21 protein-coding genes are annotated in these 19395 nt (G+C 37.8%); 3 read left to right on the top strand and 18 right to left on the bottom strand.

Annotated elements, in window-relative coordinates:
* Positions 1–6: 6 nt before the first annotated feature.
* The 13 genes from ACVWXS_RS03860 to ACVWXS_RS03920 all read right to left on the bottom strand — a co-directional run bounded on the left by ACVWXS_RS03860 (position 7) and on the right by ACVWXS_RS03920 (position 13098).
* Positions 7–1011, bottom strand: a complete 1005-nt coding sequence (locus tag ACVWXS_RS03860; protein ID WP_456956200.1) for a 3-oxoacyl-ACP synthase — start codon at positions 1009–1011, stop codon at positions 7–9.
* Complete coding sequence (locus ACVWXS_RS03865) at positions 1008–2027, bottom strand: branched-chain amino acid ABC transporter permease (protein WP_456956202.1); 1020 nt, start codon at positions 2025–2027, stop codon at positions 1008–1010. Before ACVWXS_RS03865 ends, ACVWXS_RS03860 begins: the two co-directional genes overlap by 4 nt.
* On the bottom strand, positions 2024–2896 hold the full coding sequence (locus tag ACVWXS_RS03870; protein ID WP_068984343.1) for a branched-chain amino acid ABC transporter permease: 873 nt from the start codon (positions 2894–2896) through the stop codon (positions 2024–2026). The genes ACVWXS_RS03865 and ACVWXS_RS03870 overlap by 4 nt, the downstream gene beginning before the upstream one ends.
* Before the next feature lie 15 nt (positions 2897–2911).
* On the bottom strand, positions 2912–3619 hold the full coding sequence (locus ACVWXS_RS03875; RefSeq protein ID WP_068984344.1) for an ABC transporter ATP-binding protein: 708 nt from the start codon (positions 3617–3619) through the stop codon (positions 2912–2914).
* Positions 3594–4370: an ABC transporter ATP-binding protein gene (locus tag ACVWXS_RS03880; protein WP_456956205.1), complete on the bottom strand. Its 777-nt coding sequence runs from the start codon at positions 4368–4370 to the stop codon at positions 3594–3596. The genes ACVWXS_RS03875 and ACVWXS_RS03880 overlap by 26 nt, the downstream gene beginning before the upstream one ends.
* Before the next feature lie 92 nt (positions 4371–4462).
* Positions 4463–5701, bottom strand: coding sequence for a substrate-binding domain-containing protein (locus ACVWXS_RS03885; protein WP_456956207.1), 1239 nt, complete (start codon positions 5699–5701; stop codon positions 4463–4465).
* A 766-nt stretch (positions 5702–6467) separates the two neighbouring features.
* On the bottom strand, positions 6468–7286 hold the full coding sequence (locus ACVWXS_RS03890; RefSeq protein ID WP_456956209.1) for an alpha/beta fold hydrolase: 819 nt from the start codon (positions 7284–7286) through the stop codon (positions 6468–6470).
* Positions 7287–7338: 52 nt separating this feature from the next.
* Positions 7339–10449: a BTAD domain-containing putative transcriptional regulator gene (locus ACVWXS_RS03895; RefSeq protein WP_456956211.1), complete on the bottom strand. Its 3111-nt coding sequence runs from the start codon at positions 10447–10449 to the stop codon at positions 7339–7341.
* A gap of 181 nt (positions 10450–10630) precedes the next feature.
* Entirely contained in the window at positions 10631–11134 is a 504-nt protein-coding gene (locus tag ACVWXS_RS03900) for a GrpB family protein (protein WP_456956213.1), read from the bottom strand.
* A 73-nt stretch (positions 11135–11207) separates the two neighbouring features.
* Entirely contained in the window at positions 11208–11450 is a 243-nt protein-coding gene (locus ACVWXS_RS03905) for a hypothetical protein (protein ID WP_456956215.1), read from the bottom strand.
* A gap of 206 nt (positions 11451–11656) precedes the next feature.
* Entirely contained in the window at positions 11657–12637 is a 981-nt protein-coding gene (locus ACVWXS_RS03910; RefSeq protein WP_456956217.1) for a diaminopimelate dehydrogenase, read from the bottom strand.
* A 141-nt stretch (positions 12638–12778) separates the two neighbouring features.
* Complete coding sequence (locus tag ACVWXS_RS03915) at positions 12779–12982, bottom strand: hypothetical protein (RefSeq protein WP_456956219.1); 204 nt, start codon at positions 12980–12982, stop codon at positions 12779–12781.
* Positions 12940–13098, bottom strand: coding sequence for a hypothetical protein (locus ACVWXS_RS03920; protein ID WP_456956221.1), 159 nt, complete (start codon positions 13096–13098; stop codon positions 12940–12942). Before ACVWXS_RS03920 ends, ACVWXS_RS03915 begins: the two co-directional genes overlap by 43 nt.
* Before the next feature lie 162 nt (positions 13099–13260).
* Between ACVWXS_RS03920 and ACVWXS_RS03925 the strand changes: the two genes are divergently transcribed.
* Positions 13261–13560, top strand: coding sequence for a hypothetical protein (locus ACVWXS_RS03925; protein ID WP_374966548.1), 300 nt, complete (start codon positions 13261–13263; stop codon positions 13558–13560).
* A 6-nt stretch (positions 13561–13566) separates the two neighbouring features.
* Here the strand turns inward: ACVWXS_RS03925 and yeiL are convergent, their stop codons facing one another.
* Entirely contained in the window at positions 13567–14229 is a 663-nt protein-coding gene (yeiL, locus tag ACVWXS_RS03930) for a transcriptional regulator YeiL (RefSeq protein ID WP_456956223.1), read from the bottom strand.
* A 96-nt stretch (positions 14230–14325) separates the two neighbouring features.
* Here yeiL and ACVWXS_RS03935 point away from each other — a divergent pair, with 96 nt between their 5' ends.
* On the top strand, positions 14326–15477 hold the full coding sequence (locus tag ACVWXS_RS03935) for an MFS transporter (RefSeq protein WP_456956225.1): 1152 nt from the start codon (positions 14326–14328) through the stop codon (positions 15475–15477).
* Positions 15478–15624: 147 nt separating this feature from the next.
* Here ACVWXS_RS03935 and ACVWXS_RS03940 read toward each other — a convergent pair whose 3' ends face one another.
* The 4 genes from ACVWXS_RS03940 to ACVWXS_RS03955 form a co-directional block, all read right to left on the bottom strand.
* Positions 15625–16140 carry a GNAT family N-acetyltransferase gene (locus tag ACVWXS_RS03940; protein WP_456956227.1) on the bottom strand — a complete coding sequence of 172 codons (516 nt, stop codon included), beginning with the start codon at positions 16138–16140 and terminating at the stop codon, positions 15625–15627.
* A 112-nt stretch (positions 16141–16252) separates the two neighbouring features.
* Positions 16253–16522: a hypothetical protein gene (locus ACVWXS_RS03945; protein ID WP_456956229.1), complete on the bottom strand. Its 270-nt coding sequence runs from the start codon at positions 16520–16522 to the stop codon at positions 16253–16255.
* Positions 16523–16757: 235 nt separating this feature from the next.
* Complete coding sequence (locus ACVWXS_RS03950) at positions 16758–16964, bottom strand: transcription initiation factor TFIIIB (protein WP_368634910.1); 207 nt, start codon at positions 16962–16964, stop codon at positions 16758–16760.
* A 202-nt stretch (positions 16965–17166) separates the two neighbouring features.
* Positions 17167–18612: an aminotransferase-like domain-containing protein gene (locus ACVWXS_RS03955; RefSeq protein WP_456956231.1), complete on the bottom strand. Its 1446-nt coding sequence runs from the start codon at positions 18610–18612 to the stop codon at positions 17167–17169.
* A gap of 104 nt (positions 18613–18716) precedes the next feature.
* On the opposite strand from ACVWXS_RS03955, the gene ACVWXS_RS03960 reads away from it, so the two are divergent.
* Positions 18717–19319 carry a LysE/ArgO family amino acid transporter gene (locus tag ACVWXS_RS03960; protein ID WP_456956233.1) on the top strand — a complete coding sequence of 201 codons (603 nt, stop codon included), beginning with the start codon at positions 18717–18719 and terminating at the stop codon, positions 19317–19319.
* Positions 19320–19395 lie beyond the last annotated feature (76 nt).

The raw sequence follows: 19395 nt of genomic DNA on the forward strand, positions 1-19395 counted from the left end.
GCCCCCTTATCCCCATCGAATTGTCATAGCTCCCCATACATAGCCAATACCAGCACTCACAAGTGTGATGATGTCCCCAGCGTGGATACGACCTTCTTCTAGCGCCAGCTGCAATGATAATATTTGATCAATCTGTCCGATATGACCATACTCCTGTAAATAGATGGACTGCTCCTGCTTTAGACCAAGTTCAGCTAAAATATAATCATGAGCAGATCTTTTCATATGAAGCATCGCTAAATAGCTTATACTTCCCTCGTTTAATCCACTTTTCGCTAAAGATGTTCGAATAACCTTCAAAAAATTGCTTAAAGATTTTTGTTCTAAACGTTCCTTCATCCCTATTGGATCAATGACATCAAGTTGATATAAATTATTCTCTAAATCAAAAGACGTCAACGGTTTCTTAGTACCACCAACAGGCACGACAACATCTTCCGAAAACGAGCCATCCGTCATAATAGCTGCCTCTAATAAATGATTTTTGTCATAGTTCTTTTGTAAAAGGATGGCGCCTCCACCAGCCGCTAAATTATACATAAACCGTGTTCTCGGATTGCTATAGTCGATAAAATCAACATTTCGATAGCCACCTGCTAATAGAATGGTTTGAATAGAATCGTCTGATGCCATTAAACTTTTTGCTAGTTTAAGTGCCATAATCGTCGTGCCGCATCTTAATTGCACATCGAATGCCCAAGCATTGACGGCCCCAAGCTCCTCCTGCATTTTGATAGAGGCCGTCCACAGAGGATACTCCTTATGCTCCTCCCCCATATAAATAACAACGTCAATGTCCTTCGGATCTATATTAGCCTTGCGTATTGCCTCCTGAGCTGCCCACACACCCATTTGCACTGTATGATCATGCTCACCCGGAATAGGCTTTTCATGGATACCCATTTTTTGTCGAATAATATCTTCTGGAATAATAGAACGGGCTGCTATTTCTTTAGATGTCATTTTTGTTTGTGGAATATAAATTCCGGTACTTACAATACCTACAGTCATTCAAATCGCTCCTTTTCCTGCGGCTGGGCAACTGATGTTTTGTCTTTTTCCTTTAGCTTTAATCGCCATTTCCAATACATCATGCGAAGTGAACCAATAATTCCTTTCGGGAAAAAGATAACAGCTAAAATATAAAGAATCCCAAAGAAAATAATCCAACGCTCAAATATTGGATAATCACGGGCTAACCCCGAGAGTGTATGTTGTGCATATTCAATAACAGCCGCTCCGAGCAATGGTCCAACTAATGTGCCAACACCACCAATAATTGTCATTAGTAATGCATCTAATGTGATATCCATTGTCATCACACTCGTATTAACGAAGCGAAGTGATACAGCATATAAGGCGCCCGCTAAGCTGGCAACGGTACCTGCGACAACGGATGCAATCACTTTATAATGCAAGGTGTTGTAGCCTAATGATTTTGTGCGTTGTTCATTTTCTCGAACAGCGATTAAAATCCGCCCTGTTGGTGAGTTAACGAAGCGATATAGTGCGATAAAAATAAAGACTAAGCATGCTAATACAAAGAAATAAAACGTTATTCTGTCTCTAAATATTTCTGGTGCTCTAAATGTAAAGCCATCATTTCCGTATGTGATAGAGCGCCATTTTTCCGCCACCACTAAAAATAGTCCCGAAAAGGCTAGCGTCAACATTGCAAAGAAATGACTTTTTAACCGAAGTGTTAGTAACCCCACTAAGAAGCTAATGAACCCTGCGATCAATATGCCGACAACGATTGACAATAGAAAGATCGAAAGCGTGTTATCCATTTGTTTCAGCATGATAGCTGTTGTGTACGCACCTATACCAAAAAACATGGCGTGACCAAATGACACAATGCCTGTGTAGCCTAATAGAATGTCATAACTCATCGCTAAAATGCCGAAAATAAAAATCTGTGTTAATAAAATCATGAGTGTTCTTGAATCATTGACGAAAGGAAGGAGCACTAAAATTGCCAGCATGAGGAAAAAGCCTACATACTTTAATGACAGCTTATTTTTCATGTTGATCGCTCCTTTCGCATGGCAAATAAGCCTTGTGGTCGGAAAATTAAGACGATAGCCATTAAAATCATATTGACCGCAAGCGATAATACGGGTACATAATAAGCCATAAAGCTACCTGCTAAACCGACTAATATTGCCGCAAGTAGAGAGCCCGAAAAGCTACCCATTCCTCCGATAACGACAACGATAAAGCCCAAAATCGCATATTCCATGCCCATTTCTGCATAGATAACACCAGAATACGGAGCCATTAACATGCCGCTAAGTGCCGCTAATGATGCACCAACCATAAAGACATATAAAAATACTCGCTTTATATGAATCCCGAGTGCCTGTGCCATTTCTTTATCCTGTACACCGGCCCGAACGATTAGCCCAATCTTTGTGCGCTTCAACATGTACTGGAAAATACCGAAAATCACAAAACCTACTACAATAATAAATAATCGATATTTAATGATAATAACGTCTCCAATTTCCCAGCTACCTGCTAAATAACTTGGCGTTTTCACTGCCACACCATTAGGCCCAAAGACAACTTTAATCATCTCCTGTAACACAAGCATGAGCCCTAAAGTAATTAAAATTTGTTGAATATGATTGCCATAAACAGGGGTAATAATTAACTTCTCTGTAATAAGTCCTAAAAGTGCACCTGTGACAACGGCCCCTATAATGCCGATTAAAAAGCTCTCGGTGAACATATACGTAAATATTCCAGCATAAGCCCCCCAGACAAATAATCCACCATGCGCAAAGTTCAAAACATCCATTAATCCAAAAATTAACGTAAGACCGGCTGCCAATAAAAAAATTAACATGCCCGTCGCTAGGCCATTAACGACTAAATTTACGAATAGCTCCAATGAAGTACACCACCCTTATCCTATTCCTAGGTATTTTCTTTTTAGTTCTTCATTATGGATAAGATCCTGCATTTTACCTGAGTGAACCGTTCTCCCGTCATCAATCAATGTGTACGTATCGCCAATTCGACTCGCCATAATAAAGTTTTGCTCAACAAGTACAATGGACGTTTGTTTCTTCATTTCAACAATAGCCTCCATTACTTTCTCTACCACTATTGGCGCCAGTCCTTTTGATGGCTCATCAATCAAAATTAACTTACTATCATTTATAAATGCTCTTGCCATGGACAGCATTTGCTTTTGACCACCTGAAAGATGTCCACCAGCCTTTTTCCAAAATTTCTTTAAATCAGGAAACAGCTCTAGCACATAATTTTGTCGCTCTAAGGTAACCGCATCCTCTTTGCGCATCGCCACTTTCATATTTTCCTCTACGGTTAAATCTGCAAAAATCCCTTGGTTTTCAGGCACATAACCTATACCTAATTTTGCCACTTTATAAGTCGGGCTTTTTTTTATAGAGTGTGAGTGGAAGTTTACCTCTCCCTTTGAGGCAGGCGTTAATCCCATAATCGTTTTTAAAGTAGTCGTTTTCCCTGCTCCATTCCTTCCAAGAAGTACACTTACCTGCCCCTCCTTTGCCTCAAAATTGACTCCCTGCAAAATATGGTATTGGCCGATATATGTGTGGACATCATTTAATTTCAGTAAGGTGTTCATCGTACAGACCCCCTAAATATGCATTTTGTACGGTTTCGTTTTTCATGATGTCCTCCGGGGTTCCATCTGCAAGAAGCTGGCCATTAAACAACACCATAATCGAATCCGACAAATCTAGAATCATATCCATCTTGTGTTCAATAAGGAGAATGGTTTTATCCCCCTGTTTTTTTATCGTGCGGATGATCTCTAAAATCGTTGGTACTTCCTCTAAGGACATGCCGGCCGTTGGTTCATCAAGCAAAAGGATTTCTGTATCCAGTGCTAATAACATCGCAATTTCAAGCTTTCTCTTTTCTCCATGAGACAGCATGGTTGTTAGGGCATCTCTTTTATTGTCGAGTAATACAAGCGTTAATAGTTCCTCTGCTTTTTCTGTAATCGCCTTATAGCTTTTATAATGGCGTAATAATTGATAACGCACTTTCTCCTTAGATTGCACAGCCAAACGGACATTTTCTAAAACCGTCAAGTTCGGAAAAACATTGGTGATTTGAAACGATCGCCCTAGCCCCATACGAGTTCTTTCTATAGCCGATTTTTCCGCAAGTGATTGTCCTTTAAAATAGACATCCCCAGCAGACGGCATTAATTCCCCACTGATTAAATTAAAAAAGGTTGTTTTACCAGCACCATTCGGTCCGATAATTGATTTCAAATGCTTTTCTGGCATATTAAAATTCACATGGTCGACAGCTGTGTGTCCGCCAAAACGAATCGTTAAATTTTCTGTTCGTAAAATAGGCTCCATCATATTCTCCTTTCTAGCACTTCTATCACTCTTCATCCATTCTCATTGAGATTAGATGAAGAGAGACAGAATTTTTTCTGTCTCCACTTTCACTAATTCATAACTGGAGGTGCCGTTTCTTCAGGACTCAGCTCGCGAATTAGAACTGGTACCGGATAATCTACACCCTCTTGTTTTTCAAGACGGATCGAATACATCGACTGTAATGCTTGGTGGTCTTCTTCTCGGAAAGTCATCGTGCCTTTTGGCGTTTCAAATGACATTCCTTCCATAATGCCAATCAGTTTTTTCGCATCTGCATCCCCCTCTGATTTTTTCAGAGCCTCTACAATAGAAATTGCAGCTGACATCCCTCCTGGCGTAAATAAATCAGGCACCTCATTAAAGCGTTTTTGATGTTCTTCTACTAACCATTTATTCACATCATTTTGTGGTAACGTATGATAATAAACTGAGAAGCCTTCCATACCTATTAACGGATTCATAAATTTCAGTGCGATAATATCAGGTGCACCTGTAGAAATTTTAATGCCCTTCTCTTGAATTTTTAGATCCGCGATTTGATTCCAAGGTGAGTTTGCTCCTGCCCATACAACAAATAAATAATCTGGTTTTGCATCAATTACTTTTTGCAAATTCGATGTAAAATCCGTTGCTGCTGGATCAGCATATTCCTCTAAGACAATTTCTGCGCCCAGCTTTTCAGCAGCGCTTTTAAATGCATTCACTCCGTCCCAACCAAAAGAATAATCCGGTGCAAAAGTGGCAATCTTAACACCCTTCCCAGCGATTGCCGCGGCAGCTGCATAGGCATCCTGAGAAGAATTTCGACCTGTACGGAAAATATATTCATTAAATTCTGCACCCGTAATACTATCCGCTACCGCAGGCTCCACAACCATAATCTTTTCGTATTCTTCAGCTAATGGTAATACAGCGAGCGTATCACCTGAGCTAGAGGAACCTACTAAGAAATCCACCTTGTCATCTTCCAATAGCTTTGTCGCTTTTTGTACGGCAACCTCAGGCTTTGTTTCTGTATCTTCATATACAACTTCAATTTTCTTACCGTTAACTTCCATCGTACCGCCAGTAGCATAATCAATCCCTAATTCAAAGCCACGCTGCGTTTGTTTCCCATACGACTCAAGAGCTCCCGTCAATGACGCAAGCACACCAATTTTAATAGTACCCCCTTCCTCAGCAGTCCCCTTTGTATCATCCTCCGAGGCCTTACCATCTGTAGAACTATCCTTCGACCCATCTGAATTACAAGCCACCATCAACATCGTCATCATCAATAAAAGCACAAATAACCAATGCTTCTTCATCCCATAACCCCTTTCATAATAAGTTAAAAAGAAAGCGCTTTCGTTGCTAAATCCACTATATAAAACTGTAGTTACAAATTAGTTACAAGATAGTTGGGTCAGGTTACTGAGCCAACTATCTCTGTCGCGAAAGTGTAGCGGAGCGCAACGACAGCGACAAAAATCTTTAATGAGCTGCCCAAAATGGGGAGCTCATTTTTCTGCGACGAAAGTGCAGCGGAGCGCAACGGCAGTCGCAAGTGTTCTCTGCAGCGAAAGTGAAGCTTTAGCGCAATGGCAACTGCAAAATGGGGAGCTCATTTTTCTGCGACGAAAGTGTGTTTTTTTCCGGGGATGAGGGTTTATTGAAACAGTTTTGAGATTTATCGAGAACTTTTGATTGTTTATCGACCAACTTTATCGATTTATCGACCAACTTTTTTAATTTATCACCCAACTTTTGAAAAATATCGACATCTACTTCATGCACGCTATCTGTTTAGCAGGAATTGTATATTTCCTGTTGTTGTTTTTACTAGGCACTTCAAACTTTTGATATGTTGATACACTAGCACTCTCAGATTGAAACTGAACATCATGTAATAAATAATGCGCATGCTACAAATAGATTTCTTGTCATTCCTGATCTACTTTGCGCTCACCAGTAAAACCCGCCCTTCTACAGTCTTCGAGCTTCCGGGATTATCTTCTATAAATTTCGTTCATGATGGGGCATAATAAAAAGGACTCACCTAATTCAGTGAATCCTTTTAGTTTGGACTAAAGATTAAACATTATATTCCTTTACCCTATCTAACCATTCATGCATAAGGCTATTAAATAGATCTGCTTGTTCAATTTGCAAATTATGTCCAGCCTTATCTAAAATTGTGAAGGCCGCTCTTGGGAACTTATCGATAATGTCAAAAGCATCTTTATAGCCAACCATAGAGTCCTGTTTGCCAAGCAAGAAAATGCTAGGTTTGTCAAAAATCATTTCGTCAACAGCAAAAGAAAAACCATAGCTTTTTTGGACTTTTTCTAAAAATCCCACATCCGCCACTTTCTGACCTGCTAACACTTCATTTGTGTATCGATGACAATTATTTTCATCTAAAACAACCTGATGTGAGCTCAAATCATCAAGTTCCTGTTTTGTCAATGTTGATAAAAATGCCTTATCTGCCGAGACAATACTTTGTTCTGGTACTGTTCGACTTGGTTTATCAGGAATGATCAATGGACAAATAAATGCAGCCCCTAATATTTGTTCATGATACTCCCTCAGAATCCCTCGCACTAAATATCCACCATAAGATTCCCCCACCAATAAATAACGTTCATTTGGTATTAAAGAGTGTATTAATTCTACTACGGCCACTAGCATTTCATCCGAGTTATTGATTTTTTCATAATCTGTAGTCCTGCCCATACCAGGGAGATCAATATAAATTCGCTTCCAGCCTTCTCTTTCTGCAAAAACAGGCTCCATACATCCCTTCATTAATCTATGATCAGGCGAATAGCCGTGAAGCATCACGATTGGTGTTCCAGTCCCAATGATTTCATAGTAAATATTCGCCTTCCTTACCTTACAAAATGCCATAGTAGTTCCTCCAAATATTATTATAAAAAATGGTCTTTATTCCAAATATACACTAACCCATTATTAAATCATAAACAACCATCGTCGATTCCATTGGTGTTGTATTTAGTTCTTTTTTTAATAACTGTACACATTTTTCATACCATTTCAACGCAAGGGAACGGTTTTGTAATTGATAGTAACTATACATCAACAATCGATAGCCTTCTTCCCATAACGCATCCTCACGAAGCATTTTTTCTGCATAAAAAATAGCTTGCTTATAATTTTGTTGCCTTGTCGCATTTTGCGCTAATCTCTCAAGTACTTCAATATATGACGATTGCAGCTTTTCGCGATCCTGCATGAGCCAATCTAACTGCTTTTTTTCAGCATAGAGTGCATCGGTATAACTCATCTCAGCAAGATGCAGCCAGTCATTTGACAATTGTGGATCGAACTCCTCCATCCCTAATTCATAAAAATAGAGAAAGCGTTCAACATCAATCTGCAAAAATTGAATATGCTGTAATTGATACATATTATTTTTTCGCTGAATAAAAAAGCTATCTTGACGAGCACTTCTAGTTGGCTCGAGAACCTTTAATAATGCATTCAATACCACTTTAAAATCCCGATCTAGTGAATCAACATTCCGCTCTGGCCATAAAGCCTGTGCAATCTCTTCCTTTGGCGTAAATCGATTGCGATGACAATATAAATAAACGAAGAGCTCCTTCGATTTATCGCGCTGCCATTCTTTATCCTCTAGCTTTCGATTCTTTCTGATTAAGTCTAAACTTCCTAAAAAATTTACTTGCACCTCTTCATGTGGATAAACGACACTTTCCTCTACTTGAAAATAACGACACATTGCCGAAATAGCCGCATTTTCACCACCACTATTTCTACTAAATTGTAAAAGCTCATAAAAAATCATTCTATTAGGCGGACCAAGAATGGTTTTTCTTTGTAAAAAATAGTCATAGCCATTGGTGATACACAGTTGTGCAAATTGCTGAAAAGAAAGATTGAATTGTTGAACATCATTTTCTTTATAGGCAATCACAGATTGATAGAATAGTACATGCATCTCACCGTTTTGGTCGCCACAATCATGAAAAAGTCGCTGTGCTTTTATTAATAATTGCTCTGCTCGTGTAAATTCATGTTGAGAAAGAATGATTTTCACCTCAGCAATTAATATAAGGGCAGTCATCCATGCATCTTGTACTTGCTCCGTTTCCTGTAGGCCAAGTGCTAAATATTTTTTAGCAGAGATCATATCTCCTTGCGCATGCTTGACAATTGCTAGTCCCATATATGGTTCAGCCTTAACCCGAGAAATATTAATGGTATTCATCAATGTTAGGGCCATCTCATAAGCGTTACAGGCGCCTTGATAGTCAGGAAAATCTACTAATAATAAAGCATGTGCTTTGCGAATATAGCCAACCGCCTCAATAAAAATAGACTTTTCACGTTGCCCCCTACGAATCCCATGCTGAGCGGCAAACCAAGCATCCTTGCCCAGCCCTAATAGCGCATAGACAAATGATGCTAACAACTCACTCTCTCTATGTGTCGCCACTAGCTGTGGAGGTAATTCCAATCTCTTCGCCAGCAGAGTCTTAGCTTCCAGTAACTGCCCAGTTCTTAACAGTATTCGAACATCGACATTCGCTCTTTGTAGCACATCCTCCGTCAAGGCAACCTCCTCTGTAAAGATATGCGCACGTTTCGCTTTCCCTAAATTCACTAAATTTTCCGCATATTGACGCTGTAATTCTAAAAGTTCCTCTTTATTTACCGGTGTATGATTCGCTAACTCTAATGCCTTTTTTAAATGCGGCTCTGCCAATGCTGGCTGGATTGTATCGAGGTAAATATGCGCTAAACCTGCCTGCGCTTTTGTCATAAAGAGATAATCATTCTTACTTTTCGCGAACTTTGCACAATTTTCATAGGATTGCTTCGCTTTTTCATAATACGCACGGTAGCGATGGCACTCACCTTCAAAATAATATATTTTGTAATATTCCGATTTTTCAGCAGCTGTAAATCGATTTATTTTTTCTAATAACCACTCAAATTGCCCAGCACGGACAAGACTTTCAGCATGATTTTGTAATAGTTCACCACAAAAGTTCTGATCATTCGTTTTAAATGCATGATGAAGAACAGCTTGAATATTGTTTTGCTCTACATAATACAATGCTGCTTGTTTATGTAATGCAATATACTGTAAAGCATGTTGTTGCCATTTCAACTCTAAAAATCGACTGAACAAGGCATGGAAACGATATAAACCATCTGTTGTTATAGTTTGAATAAATAAGTGCCGTTGTACAAATTGACTGAGCGCCTCCGCTATTTCAATACCATAAAATTGTGTAATAAACTCCTCTGAAAAAGTGGGGAAAATCGCCAACTTTAATAATGTCTCTTGCTCGAATGTAGACATCTTAAGATAAACTTCCTCCGATAAATAAGTGAAAAGATCATTTGTAGAGATATTTAACCAATGATCTAATGTCTCGTTGTTCCATTGCTCAGCTAATAAAGAAATACTAATTGCCCATCCCTCTGTAATTTCCAATATCTTAGCAATTTCATCTTCTGTTAAACGCACAGCTACATAATCCTCAAAAAAAACAGCAATCTCCTCTGAAGAAAATGCTAATTCTGCTTCATAAATAACGAGTAATTTTTTTTGCAGCTTTAATTTTCTTGTAATATCCCAATTTGGCAGTGTTCTAGACGCTATTATAAAATGTACATTCGGTGGTGAAAATTCGATAATTTTTTCCATCACATAATTAATATGAAATTCATGGTCAATGAGATGGTAGTCGTCGATGACGATTAAAATTGGCTCTTCAATTTCACATAAGTTATTAACAAATAATTTATACAAGCGATTGAGTTCTTCTATTTTCGGAAAACGTGATAATAGATTCCATGCATCAAATCCTTCACCGAAACCCGGAACGACTCGTTTAATACTAAAAAACAAATGCCTTAAAAACGGCAATATATTATCATCTTCCTCCGACACACTATACCAAGAAAATCTGCTAGCTCCAGTGTGTAGAAATTGTGTAAGGATGGTTGTTTTGCCATATCCAGCACCACTATGAATAAGTGTGCAAGAATGGTCTAGGCTTTTTTTTAATGTTCTCATTAGTGTAGCTCTACTGATACAATGATTGGACGGCCGCGGTGGAATACATTTCGATTGGATAATAATGTCTGTGGTCATTTTGTGATAACCTCCCCATTCAACTGGTTATGTAAGGTTACAAATCTTCAAAGTTTAAAATTATGAGCCCATCACCATAACGCGGAATTGTTCCATTCAAAAATTACTTGTCGTAATCCTTAAACTCAGGCGTTTCCATTAGTCTTTGGAAAAAGATATCTTTGGCTTCCCTGTAAGCATCCATTGATTTGGCTTCGTATTCTTTCTTCAAATTATCATATGCATCTCGATATTTATTATTTGCCAGTAAAACTTCTCTAAATTTCCAAAAGAAATCAAACTCAGAATCAATTACAGTTAATTGAACTCCTAAAGGAGGATTACTTGTATCATCTTTAAACGCCCTAAATGTATCTGTTTTGACACTTTCATCATTTCTTTCATATAAAATAGATAGAAGTTCTATAGCTTTCGAAAATTGTTCAGCACTAACACGTACTTGGATGTCTATATCACCTTTAGTAACACTATTAGGAATTGCCGAACTACCAACATGCTGGATATCAACCGCTGGTAGTAATTCTGTTATTTTATTTTTGTGTATCAAAAAAGCTTTCTCAGCATTTTTATGAAATAGTTCACTGTTAAAAAAATTTACTTTCTCCATATAAAACTCCCCCCAAATCTCCCCTTTTTCTACAAAGCAGCAACGATACATGGCACAACCAATTTAGTAGATATTACCAAACCAATTCCATAGTAAGTGTAATAATTCCAATCGGCGCTTTATCCTTTATTTTACCATCATATCCTACTTTTACCCTATCGCCAATATGAAACATTTCATCTGGATTCATCACAAGATATACAATAATTATACTTACTGCCTGGTGGATGACGGACGGTCCAGAAAAATCAGCACCTAAACCAATAACCCAGGATTTAAAAGATTTTTTATACTTTAAGTTTTTAACTTTATTCAAAAAAACTTTGAAACGTAAACTTTGGGCTTTCAACTTTTACCTTTGAGCTTTCAACTCAGTTTGTTTAAAGAATCATTTGTTGTAGGCATGCTGGTATATCAAGTTTTAGAACCATTTATTTCACTCCGAAAGTTGAGTGACTTGCTTAAAACGAAAAATCCCGATTATCAAATAATATGATAATCGGGTAGTTAAATAGTTTACTATTATAGAAGTTCTTTACGTAATTCAGCAGCAGATTTTGGTGATAACAGACCGAATGGAATATCGAATACTGTTTTTGCACCTTTATCTCCAGCTTTGCTTAGACGATGCGCCGCACGAGCATAAGCAACTAGAACACTAGACGTGAAGTTTGGATTGCTATCAAGTTTTAATGAAAATTCAAGAATTTGTTTATCGTTAGCGCCGCTATCGCCACTGCGAATAACGAAACCACCATGTGGCATACCTGTGTGATTCGCTTTAAATTCCTCTTCAGAAATAAAGTTAACCGTTGTGTTATATTCGTCGAAATAGTTTGGCATTGACACAATTTCTTGCTCAATTTTTGCTGCATCCGCACCTTCTTCAAGAACAACCCAACATTCACGAGCATGTTTTTCACGTGTCGACAGCTCAGGATTTTCACCATTACGAACGCGTTCTACAGCATCTTTAATTGGTAAAGTGTATTGTACAGCGTTTTTAACGCCCTCAATACGACGCACAGCATCCGAGTGACCTTGACTTAAGCCATCTCCCCAGAATGTATATGTTGTACCTACTGGTAAAACGGACTCACCAAGCAAACGATTTAATGAGAATAAACCTGGATCCCAACCAACAGAAATGACTGACACTTTACCAGATTTTTGTGCTGCTGCATCTACCGTTTCAAAAAATTCAGGAATTTTCGCATGTGTATCAAAGCTATCTATTGTATTAAACCATTGTGCAAAGTGTGGTCCTTGCTCTGGTAAATCTGTTGCAGAGCCACCACATAAAATCATTACATCAATGTCATCTTGGAATTTTTCAGCATCATCCACTAAATATACGTTGGCATTACTTGCAACGTTTACAGTTGAAGGATCACGACGTGTAAATACCGCTACTAATTCCATATCTGGATTTTGTGAAATAGCATATTCTACTCCGCGCCCTAAATTTCCATACCCTACAATACCTACTCGAATTGCACTCATTAAAATTCCTCCTCACGATTACGTGACTATGTGAAGCCCTTCACGTTAAATCTACTTACAATAATACGTTGTGTTAGGAAAATTCACAATAGTTTGAGTACGTATTTTTGTCTAGTAAATTATGCAAATTTTCTATGATATCTATCCATTCATGACATGAATACGGTTACAACTTCTTACACCGAGTGTACAAACATCCGCTGAAATATAGGAACTCAGTCTAAGAACGACCACGTCCTGTGGCAACGATTGAGTGACCAACATCATGTTGTTGCTGCTGACGCTACGTTGGCACTGCGCTTTCACACAAACAACATCTGCCGTTGCTGCTTCGCTTTCGCGCAAAAAACATTTGTTGCTGTCGCTACGTTAGCACTGCTCTTTCGCACAAAAAACATCTGCCGCTGTCGCTTCGCTTTCGCACAAAAAACATCTGCCGCTGCCGCTACGCTTTCGCACAAAAAACATCTGCAGGCCTAAGCACAAAACCGATTCCGGACGCAATTATACCAAGGCATAATTGATTGACTAACCTTTAAGTTTTCGTAAAAGCCTTGTAAATAAAGACTTTTCTTACCACATGTCTTGTACAATAAAACTAACGACAAAAGGGGGCATGATGAATGAAAAGTAATTGTTACTCACCAAGCACAACATTGAAACAAGGAGAATTACTTGCTTGTCCATTCCAAAATGCACAGAAATCTGCTAAAACTCATGGTACAAACATCGAAAATAAGGCAATGCGTAAAAGATTTTCAACCGATCAATACCAATGTATAGGGGTTATACCTTTTGGCGTTATGGAAGAAACCCTAGACACCTCCACACAAAAACAAAGAGTCCATGAAATAAACTTCTACCATAGCGGCAAGGAGATTGCACGCTGGTTAGTTAAAAAAAGTGAATACAATAAGCTTTAGTATTCCTCACTGAATTTCCTGTGCCAAGTGCGCAAGACGCTTCTCATTAATAATGTGATAGCCATTCTTTCTCTTCTCTAAAATTTTTTCGTCACAAAATTGTGCAAGTACATATAATAAATGTCGATAGGAAACCCCTAAATATTCACAGATTTCAGTATGCTTTTCCTTATAAATCCCTTGATCAGACGATAATTGGATAAATGCAGCTAGCCGATTTTCAAGTGGATATGCCTGATTTTGTGTATATTTAGAAGTCATATTTGTCGCCTTTTCCCCTAAAAATAAACAGAGTTTACGTAAAAATAGCACATCAGTAAGTAACTTTTTTTTACAGGACTGGGAAATAGAAAGACAAATCGTTTCGGTCACGGTCTGAATCCCCTTCGTATATCTCGCTTCATTAAGCAACTCAATTTCACCCATAAAAAGTGGAGCCTCAAGATACTCAATAAGCGAAACTTTACCGTTTTTATGCGTCATATATAGTTTCGCTTTTCCTTCGATCATGTAGTACAGCGTATCTGGAAATGATCCTTCCTTAAAAATCCATTCGCCTTTTTCAAATTTACATACTTCCAGAAATGGATCAATATCAAAGGAGAAAAAATCATCAATCGGATATTTTTCCAGATAGTAGGAACGTGCTTCAGCTGTCAGTATATGCATTTATTACTCTCTCCTAAAATAAAATGTGAGATATCTCACATTATTGTAGCGTTGAACGTGCTATTATTCAACATAGTTAATGGAGGTACGTAATAAATGAACAATCAACGATGGCTTTCTCAAAATTTCTTTGCATTTTTTATTACATGGGGTATTTTCTTACCTTATTGGACAGGTTGGCTTGTAGATGTTAAACACCTTACAGTATCACAGGCAAGTGTCGTGATGGGCTGTGGTCTTTTAGCACGAGCCATTTCAAATCTTTTTTTCTTCCCGACTCTTGCTAAATATGTGCATAATAAACGACTCATTAGCATCCTAGCAATAGGAGCCCTAATTACAACTTTACTTTACATACCAAGCACAAACTTTATCTCACTTCTTATCGTTACCCTTTTATTTAGCATTTTTTATCCAGCATTGTTACCTGCTGTAGAAAGTAGTGCTGCAACACTAGTACAGCATGGACATGTACACTATGGTAAAAGTCGCTCATATGGCTCTATTGGTTTTGTCATTGCAGTATTAATTATTAGTATGCTAACTGGTGTATTTGGTCAGAACGTTATCTATTGGAGTTTGGTCATTAGCCTTATTGGTATGCTGTTCATGCAACAATTGGCTACACCAAAAGAGTTACTTGTTGTCCCAACAAAAGAACAACGTGCAAAATCGTTGTCGATGAAAACTTTATGGAGTATCAAAGGCTTCCCCATTGTTTTATTAATCGTTACTCTATTGCAAGGCGCACATGCTTCTTATTACAGCTACGGCTATATCTATTTAGGTGATCTACATGTCGATCCATTCTATATGGGAATGATTATTAATATCGCCGTTATTTGCGAAATTTTATATTTTCTAAAGGCTGATACACTATTTAAAAAATGGCGCTCATCTTCTTTATTACTTTTAGCAGCAGGTGGTTCCTCATTACGTTGGTTACTGATTTACCTGTTCCCTAATGTCTGGGTATTTATCGCTTCTCAAACCTTGCATGCATTATCATTTGCACTCGCACATTTCGCTTTTATTGGCTATTTAACAAAAACATTGCCGAAGGAACAAATTCCAAATGCTCAAGGTCTTTACTCAGCATTAGCAATGGGATTAAGTACAGCGATCCTTACATTTTTAGGCGGCTATTTATACGAAATTTCGCCTGGACTATCATTTGGCGCAATGCTTATTTGTACGATCCCAGCAATCGTTATTTTACTTACTACTAGAAATAAATATCAATATTAAAAAACAAGCAGGTGAAGACATTGTACCTTCACCTGCTTTTCTGTATGCTCACCTTCTTGGCCCTGTTCTCCAATGATCCACCTCTTCATAAAGAAATCGTTATTAAAAAAAGTATGGATTCATTACTTGAATTATTCTTTACGTGGTTCACGAAATAAAACCACCCAGTGTTGAAAAAATGATGACTTGTTTCCCTTTTAGTTCAATCTCTCTTTCCTTTTTCATGCCCATACTAATTGCTACTTTTTGAGATGCTGAATTGCCAATTTGAATAAGGGATATTAACTTATTTAAAGATAATTCTTTTTCACCATAAGCTCTCAATGCTTTCGCCATCTCTGTTGCATAACCCATCCCCCAAAAATTTGGTGCAATCCAATAGCCTATTTCGATTTGTTCTTCCTCAATAACTCTTTGAGGCACAAGACCGGCATGTCCGATTCGTTCGTTGGTTGCTTTTAATTCAATTATTTTCAATCCATATGCTTCATTCTTTTCATAAGACTCAACAATCCAATTAAAAAAACTTCTAGCTTGTTCTTCGTTACGAGTTTCGCCGCTTCCAATGTACTGCATCACCTGTTCATTTGATAAAAGTGATTGTAAAAAATCAAAATCCGCTTCGTTATAATCTCTAAGTTTCAATCTTTTAGTTTCTAACATGATAAACCTCACTTTCTAAAACCCTTATCAATCAACATATTTACATGGCATACGTTTTAACAAAAGTAAAAAGTCACTCATTAAAAAAATAAAACATGAGTGAGTCCAACGATTAATTTTTCATCCAAGTAAGTAATCTCACAATTTGAAATGGGTCGTACCAAGTAATGATGAAACTAAAAAGGAAAAATGTTAGAACAGGTAAAAACTTTATTTTTCCTTGTTCTCTTTTGAAAACAGCACCAAAACTTAACAATAAACTGATAAATAATAAACTGAATCCAGATATCATAAGAATCTCAAAGTTGGTTGAATAAATGTAAGAGGAACTTAATACAACAGCACCAATTACTGCAAAAATAATGGATAGTTTGCTAAACATTTAAAAGCTCCCTTCAGAAAAATCAATTCAATTTCCAATTTATTGTAACAAAATTTTTTATTTATTTCTTCTGAAAATTAAGAAAAAACGAGGGTTTATCCACATGAAAATTAGAATTTAATTCATTTTAGGGCTCGTCACTAAAAGTTGTGGAAGACCGTACGTTACTTGAATAATTTCTATGCTAATTTAAAGATATTCCTTTATGTGTTTGGTCTTATTTATAAATATTACCTCAAAAAAATGTACCCTTAAATTTTTCTGGCTTTTTTACATAGCTTTCGATTATAAATCCACATTCTGTGCAAATAATGTATTCAACATCTGAACCTAAACTCATTTTATTTTCTGGGTACATAACTCCATATCCACTATGCTTGCCTTTGCCCAGTTCCTTCCCACCACATTTTGGACATTCAATTACTTTCGTAGTATTCTTCAATTCGAAACCCTCCCCTTATATATGTGAGCCAGCTATTTTTTTGATATATCCTACTATCTAATATTACGAATGAGCTGTAAATTGGTTCCATTTTAAGAGAATTCCATTTCACTTATAAATTTTTTACTAAACAATATAGAATGACTCACATGCTTTACACAATTTTATTGTAAACAAACAATTTTTTTATTTCACAGATGCTTTATTCTTTATGTCGTTTTACAACCGCTTCAACCACGCATTCGTGTACTATTTGCAAGCCAATCTTCAACTCTTCATCTGTTGCATAAGCATATGATAATCGAATATGCTGGGTATCTTGCGGATCGTAAATATAGCCAGGGTTAATGAGGATTTGTCGCTGCAATAGTTTGGTAAACAATTCTTTATCCACGATTGGTTCATCAAACTTTAGCCAATTATAAAAGCCCCCTTTGGACTGACTCCAGCTAGCAATCTCCGAAAAACTCTCTTGCAATATCCCCTCAACAAAATTAGCTCTTCGTACTAATTCTTTTCGTAAACTCTTGATATGCTTTTCGTACTTTCCAGTTTGCAGCCAATGCAGCACAATTTCCTGCGAGATGGCGCTTGAACCATAATCTGTTTGCATTTTTATATCTGCTAACCGCTCAATCACAGTTGTTGGACCGATTAACCAGCCAATGCGGAGTCCAGGACTTAATGTTTTTGAGACACTTCCAATGTAAAGGACTTGCCCGCTATCATCCATTGATTTTATGGGAGAAGTTGCCGCTTCAAAGAGCAATTCGTGATAGACGTCATCCTCAATAATGGGAATGCGAGATTGTTTACATGCTTCATAAAGCTGTTTTTTTTCAAGCTCTGTCCACACCCCTCCAGTCGGATTGTTTAACGTAGGAACTGCATAATATACAGCCTGTCTTTTTCTTTTCCTTTGGACTAAGGTTTGAGCAAGCTGTTCATCACGATTAATCGGCATCATTTGCATCCCGACTGATTGAAATGGATGGACTGAATTTAAATAAGACGTATGTTCCTGGAACACAATGGAACCCTGCTCAAGCAATCCAACAGCAATGAGCTGCAATGCCTGTAGTGCACCAGATACAATACAAACATTTTGAGGCTTTACATGGATCCCTCTTTTTTTCACATATTCGCAAATCGCTTCTCGAAGTTGATTGCTGCCTTGTGGTGAGGAATAACCTAAAGCTTTTGGCTGTAAGGAAAGCTCCTTTAACGATGCCTCAATTTCTGCAGTTGGCAATAGACTTGGTGCGAGCTCACCCGTACCTAATCGGATGACATCATCTCGCTGCTCGTATTCATTAATTAATTGTATCGTATGATAATTCGGCTTATGGAGACTTGTGTCAATATAGGTTTGCCAATTTGGCTGTGTTTGTTTAATGAGCGAATGCCAAGAATTATGAGCTACATAAATACCTGATCCTACCTTTGCCTCCAATATTCCAGCCGCCTTTAACTCCTCTAATGCCTGCTGAACGGTACTACGATTTACCCCGAGCTGCATAGCAAGCTGTCTTTGTGTTGGCAGTTTTGTTCCTGCTACCCAATCTCCTCGTTCTATCTGCTCCGTAATCCACGTCTCGATTTGTTGCTGTAATGTAATTTCGCCCTGTCTGCTTGGCTGCCAGTTCATATGTATCACCTCAAAATTGGATGGGTGAAAAACCAACCAATTGGTCGTTTTCTTTTAGTTATAACACAACTAGAATGATTAATGTAATGAAAGGAGGAATTTCATTGGAAGCATTTCTTCATGGAATGATTTTAGCATTTGGCCTTATTTTGCCCTTAGGCGTACAAAATGTCTTTGTTTTTTCACAGGGTGCTACACAGCCACATCTAGCCCGAGCCTTGCCGGCCAGCATAACAGCTGCCATCTGTGATACGCTACTTATCATACTAGCTGTTTTGGGATTATCTCTGATCGTGCTACAATTTGAGTGGTTACGTATTACCTTAATGACTGTTGGTATACTTTTTTTACTTTATATGGGCTATTCAATTTGGCGTTCAAAACCGGCAACTACCGATCAAAACGAAGCACTCCCTGTCAAAAAACAAATTTTATTCGCACTCTCTGTATCTCTCTTAAATCCACATGCCATTTTAGACACAATCGGCGTTATTGGGACGAGTGCTTTAAAATATAGCGGCACCGAACAAATCCTGTTTACTACTGCATGCGTTGTGATTTCTTGGTTATGGTTTTTCGGTCTCGCAGTCGTAGGAGCAGCATTTAAAAAACTCGATAGCTCTGGAAAGCTAATGATAATTTTTAATAAATGTTCCGCTATCTTTATCTGGGCAACCGCTATTTATCTTGTCACTGGCTTACTGTAAATTTGTTTACATAAAAACGCTCAGGATACCCAAATCTTCGGGTACCTGAGCGTTGCCTTCGTTTAAAGAGCGTTTG

Source organism: Lysinibacillus sp. TE18511 (genome assembly GCF_054062295.1).

Excerpts from the sequence above, each read along its gene's own strand:
- ACVWXS_RS03860 (WP_456956200.1), bottom strand. The coding sequence starts at position 1,011 with ATGACTGTAGGTATTGTAAGTACCGGAATTTATATTCCACAAACAAAA.
- ACVWXS_RS03865 (WP_456956202.1), bottom strand. The coding sequence starts at position 2,027 with ATGAAAAATAAGCTGTCATTAAAGTATGTAGGCTTTTTCCTCATGCTG.
- ACVWXS_RS03875 (WP_068984344.1), bottom strand. The coding sequence starts at position 3,619 with ATGAACACCTTACTGAAATTAAATGATGTCCACACATATATCGGCCAA.
- ACVWXS_RS03880 (WP_456956205.1), bottom strand. The coding sequence starts at position 4,370 with ATGGAGCCTATTTTACGAACAGAAAATTTAACGATTCGTTTTGGCGGA.
- ACVWXS_RS03885 (WP_456956207.1), bottom strand. The coding sequence starts at position 5,701 with ATGAAGAAGCATTGGTTATTTGTGCTTTTATTGATGATGACGATGTTG.
- ACVWXS_RS03890 (WP_456956209.1), bottom strand. The coding sequence starts at position 7,286 with ATGGCATTTTGTAAGGTAAGGAAGGCGAATATTTACTATGAAATCATT.
- ACVWXS_RS03895 (WP_456956211.1), bottom strand. The coding sequence starts at position 10,449 with ATGAGAACATTAAAAAAAAGCCTAGACCATTCTTGCACACTTATTCAT.
- ACVWXS_RS03900 (WP_456956213.1), bottom strand. The coding sequence starts at position 11,134 with ATGGAGAAAGTAAATTTTTTTAACAGTGAACTATTTCATAAAAATGCT.
- ACVWXS_RS03910 (WP_456956217.1), bottom strand. The coding sequence starts at position 12,637 with ATGAGTGCAATTCGAGTAGGTATTGTAGGGTATGGAAATTTAGGGCGC.
- ACVWXS_RS03925 (WP_374966548.1), top strand. The coding sequence starts at position 13,261 with ATGAAAAGTAATTGTTACTCACCAAGCACAACATTGAAACAAGGAGAA.
- yeiL (WP_456956223.1), bottom strand. The coding sequence starts at position 14,229 with ATGCATATACTGACAGCTGAAGCACGTTCCTACTATCTGGAAAAATAT.
- ACVWXS_RS03935 (WP_456956225.1), top strand. The coding sequence starts at position 14,326 with ATGAACAATCAACGATGGCTTTCTCAAAATTTCTTTGCATTTTTTATT.
- ACVWXS_RS03940 (WP_456956227.1), bottom strand. The coding sequence starts at position 16,140 with ATGTTAGAAACTAAAAGATTGAAACTTAGAGATTATAACGAAGCGGAT.
- ACVWXS_RS03945 (WP_456956229.1), bottom strand. The coding sequence starts at position 16,522 with ATGTTTAGCAAACTATCCATTATTTTTGCAGTAATTGGTGCTGTTGTA.
- ACVWXS_RS03955 (WP_456956231.1), bottom strand. The coding sequence starts at position 18,612 with ATGAACTGGCAGCCAAGCAGACAGGGCGAAATTACATTACAGCAACAA.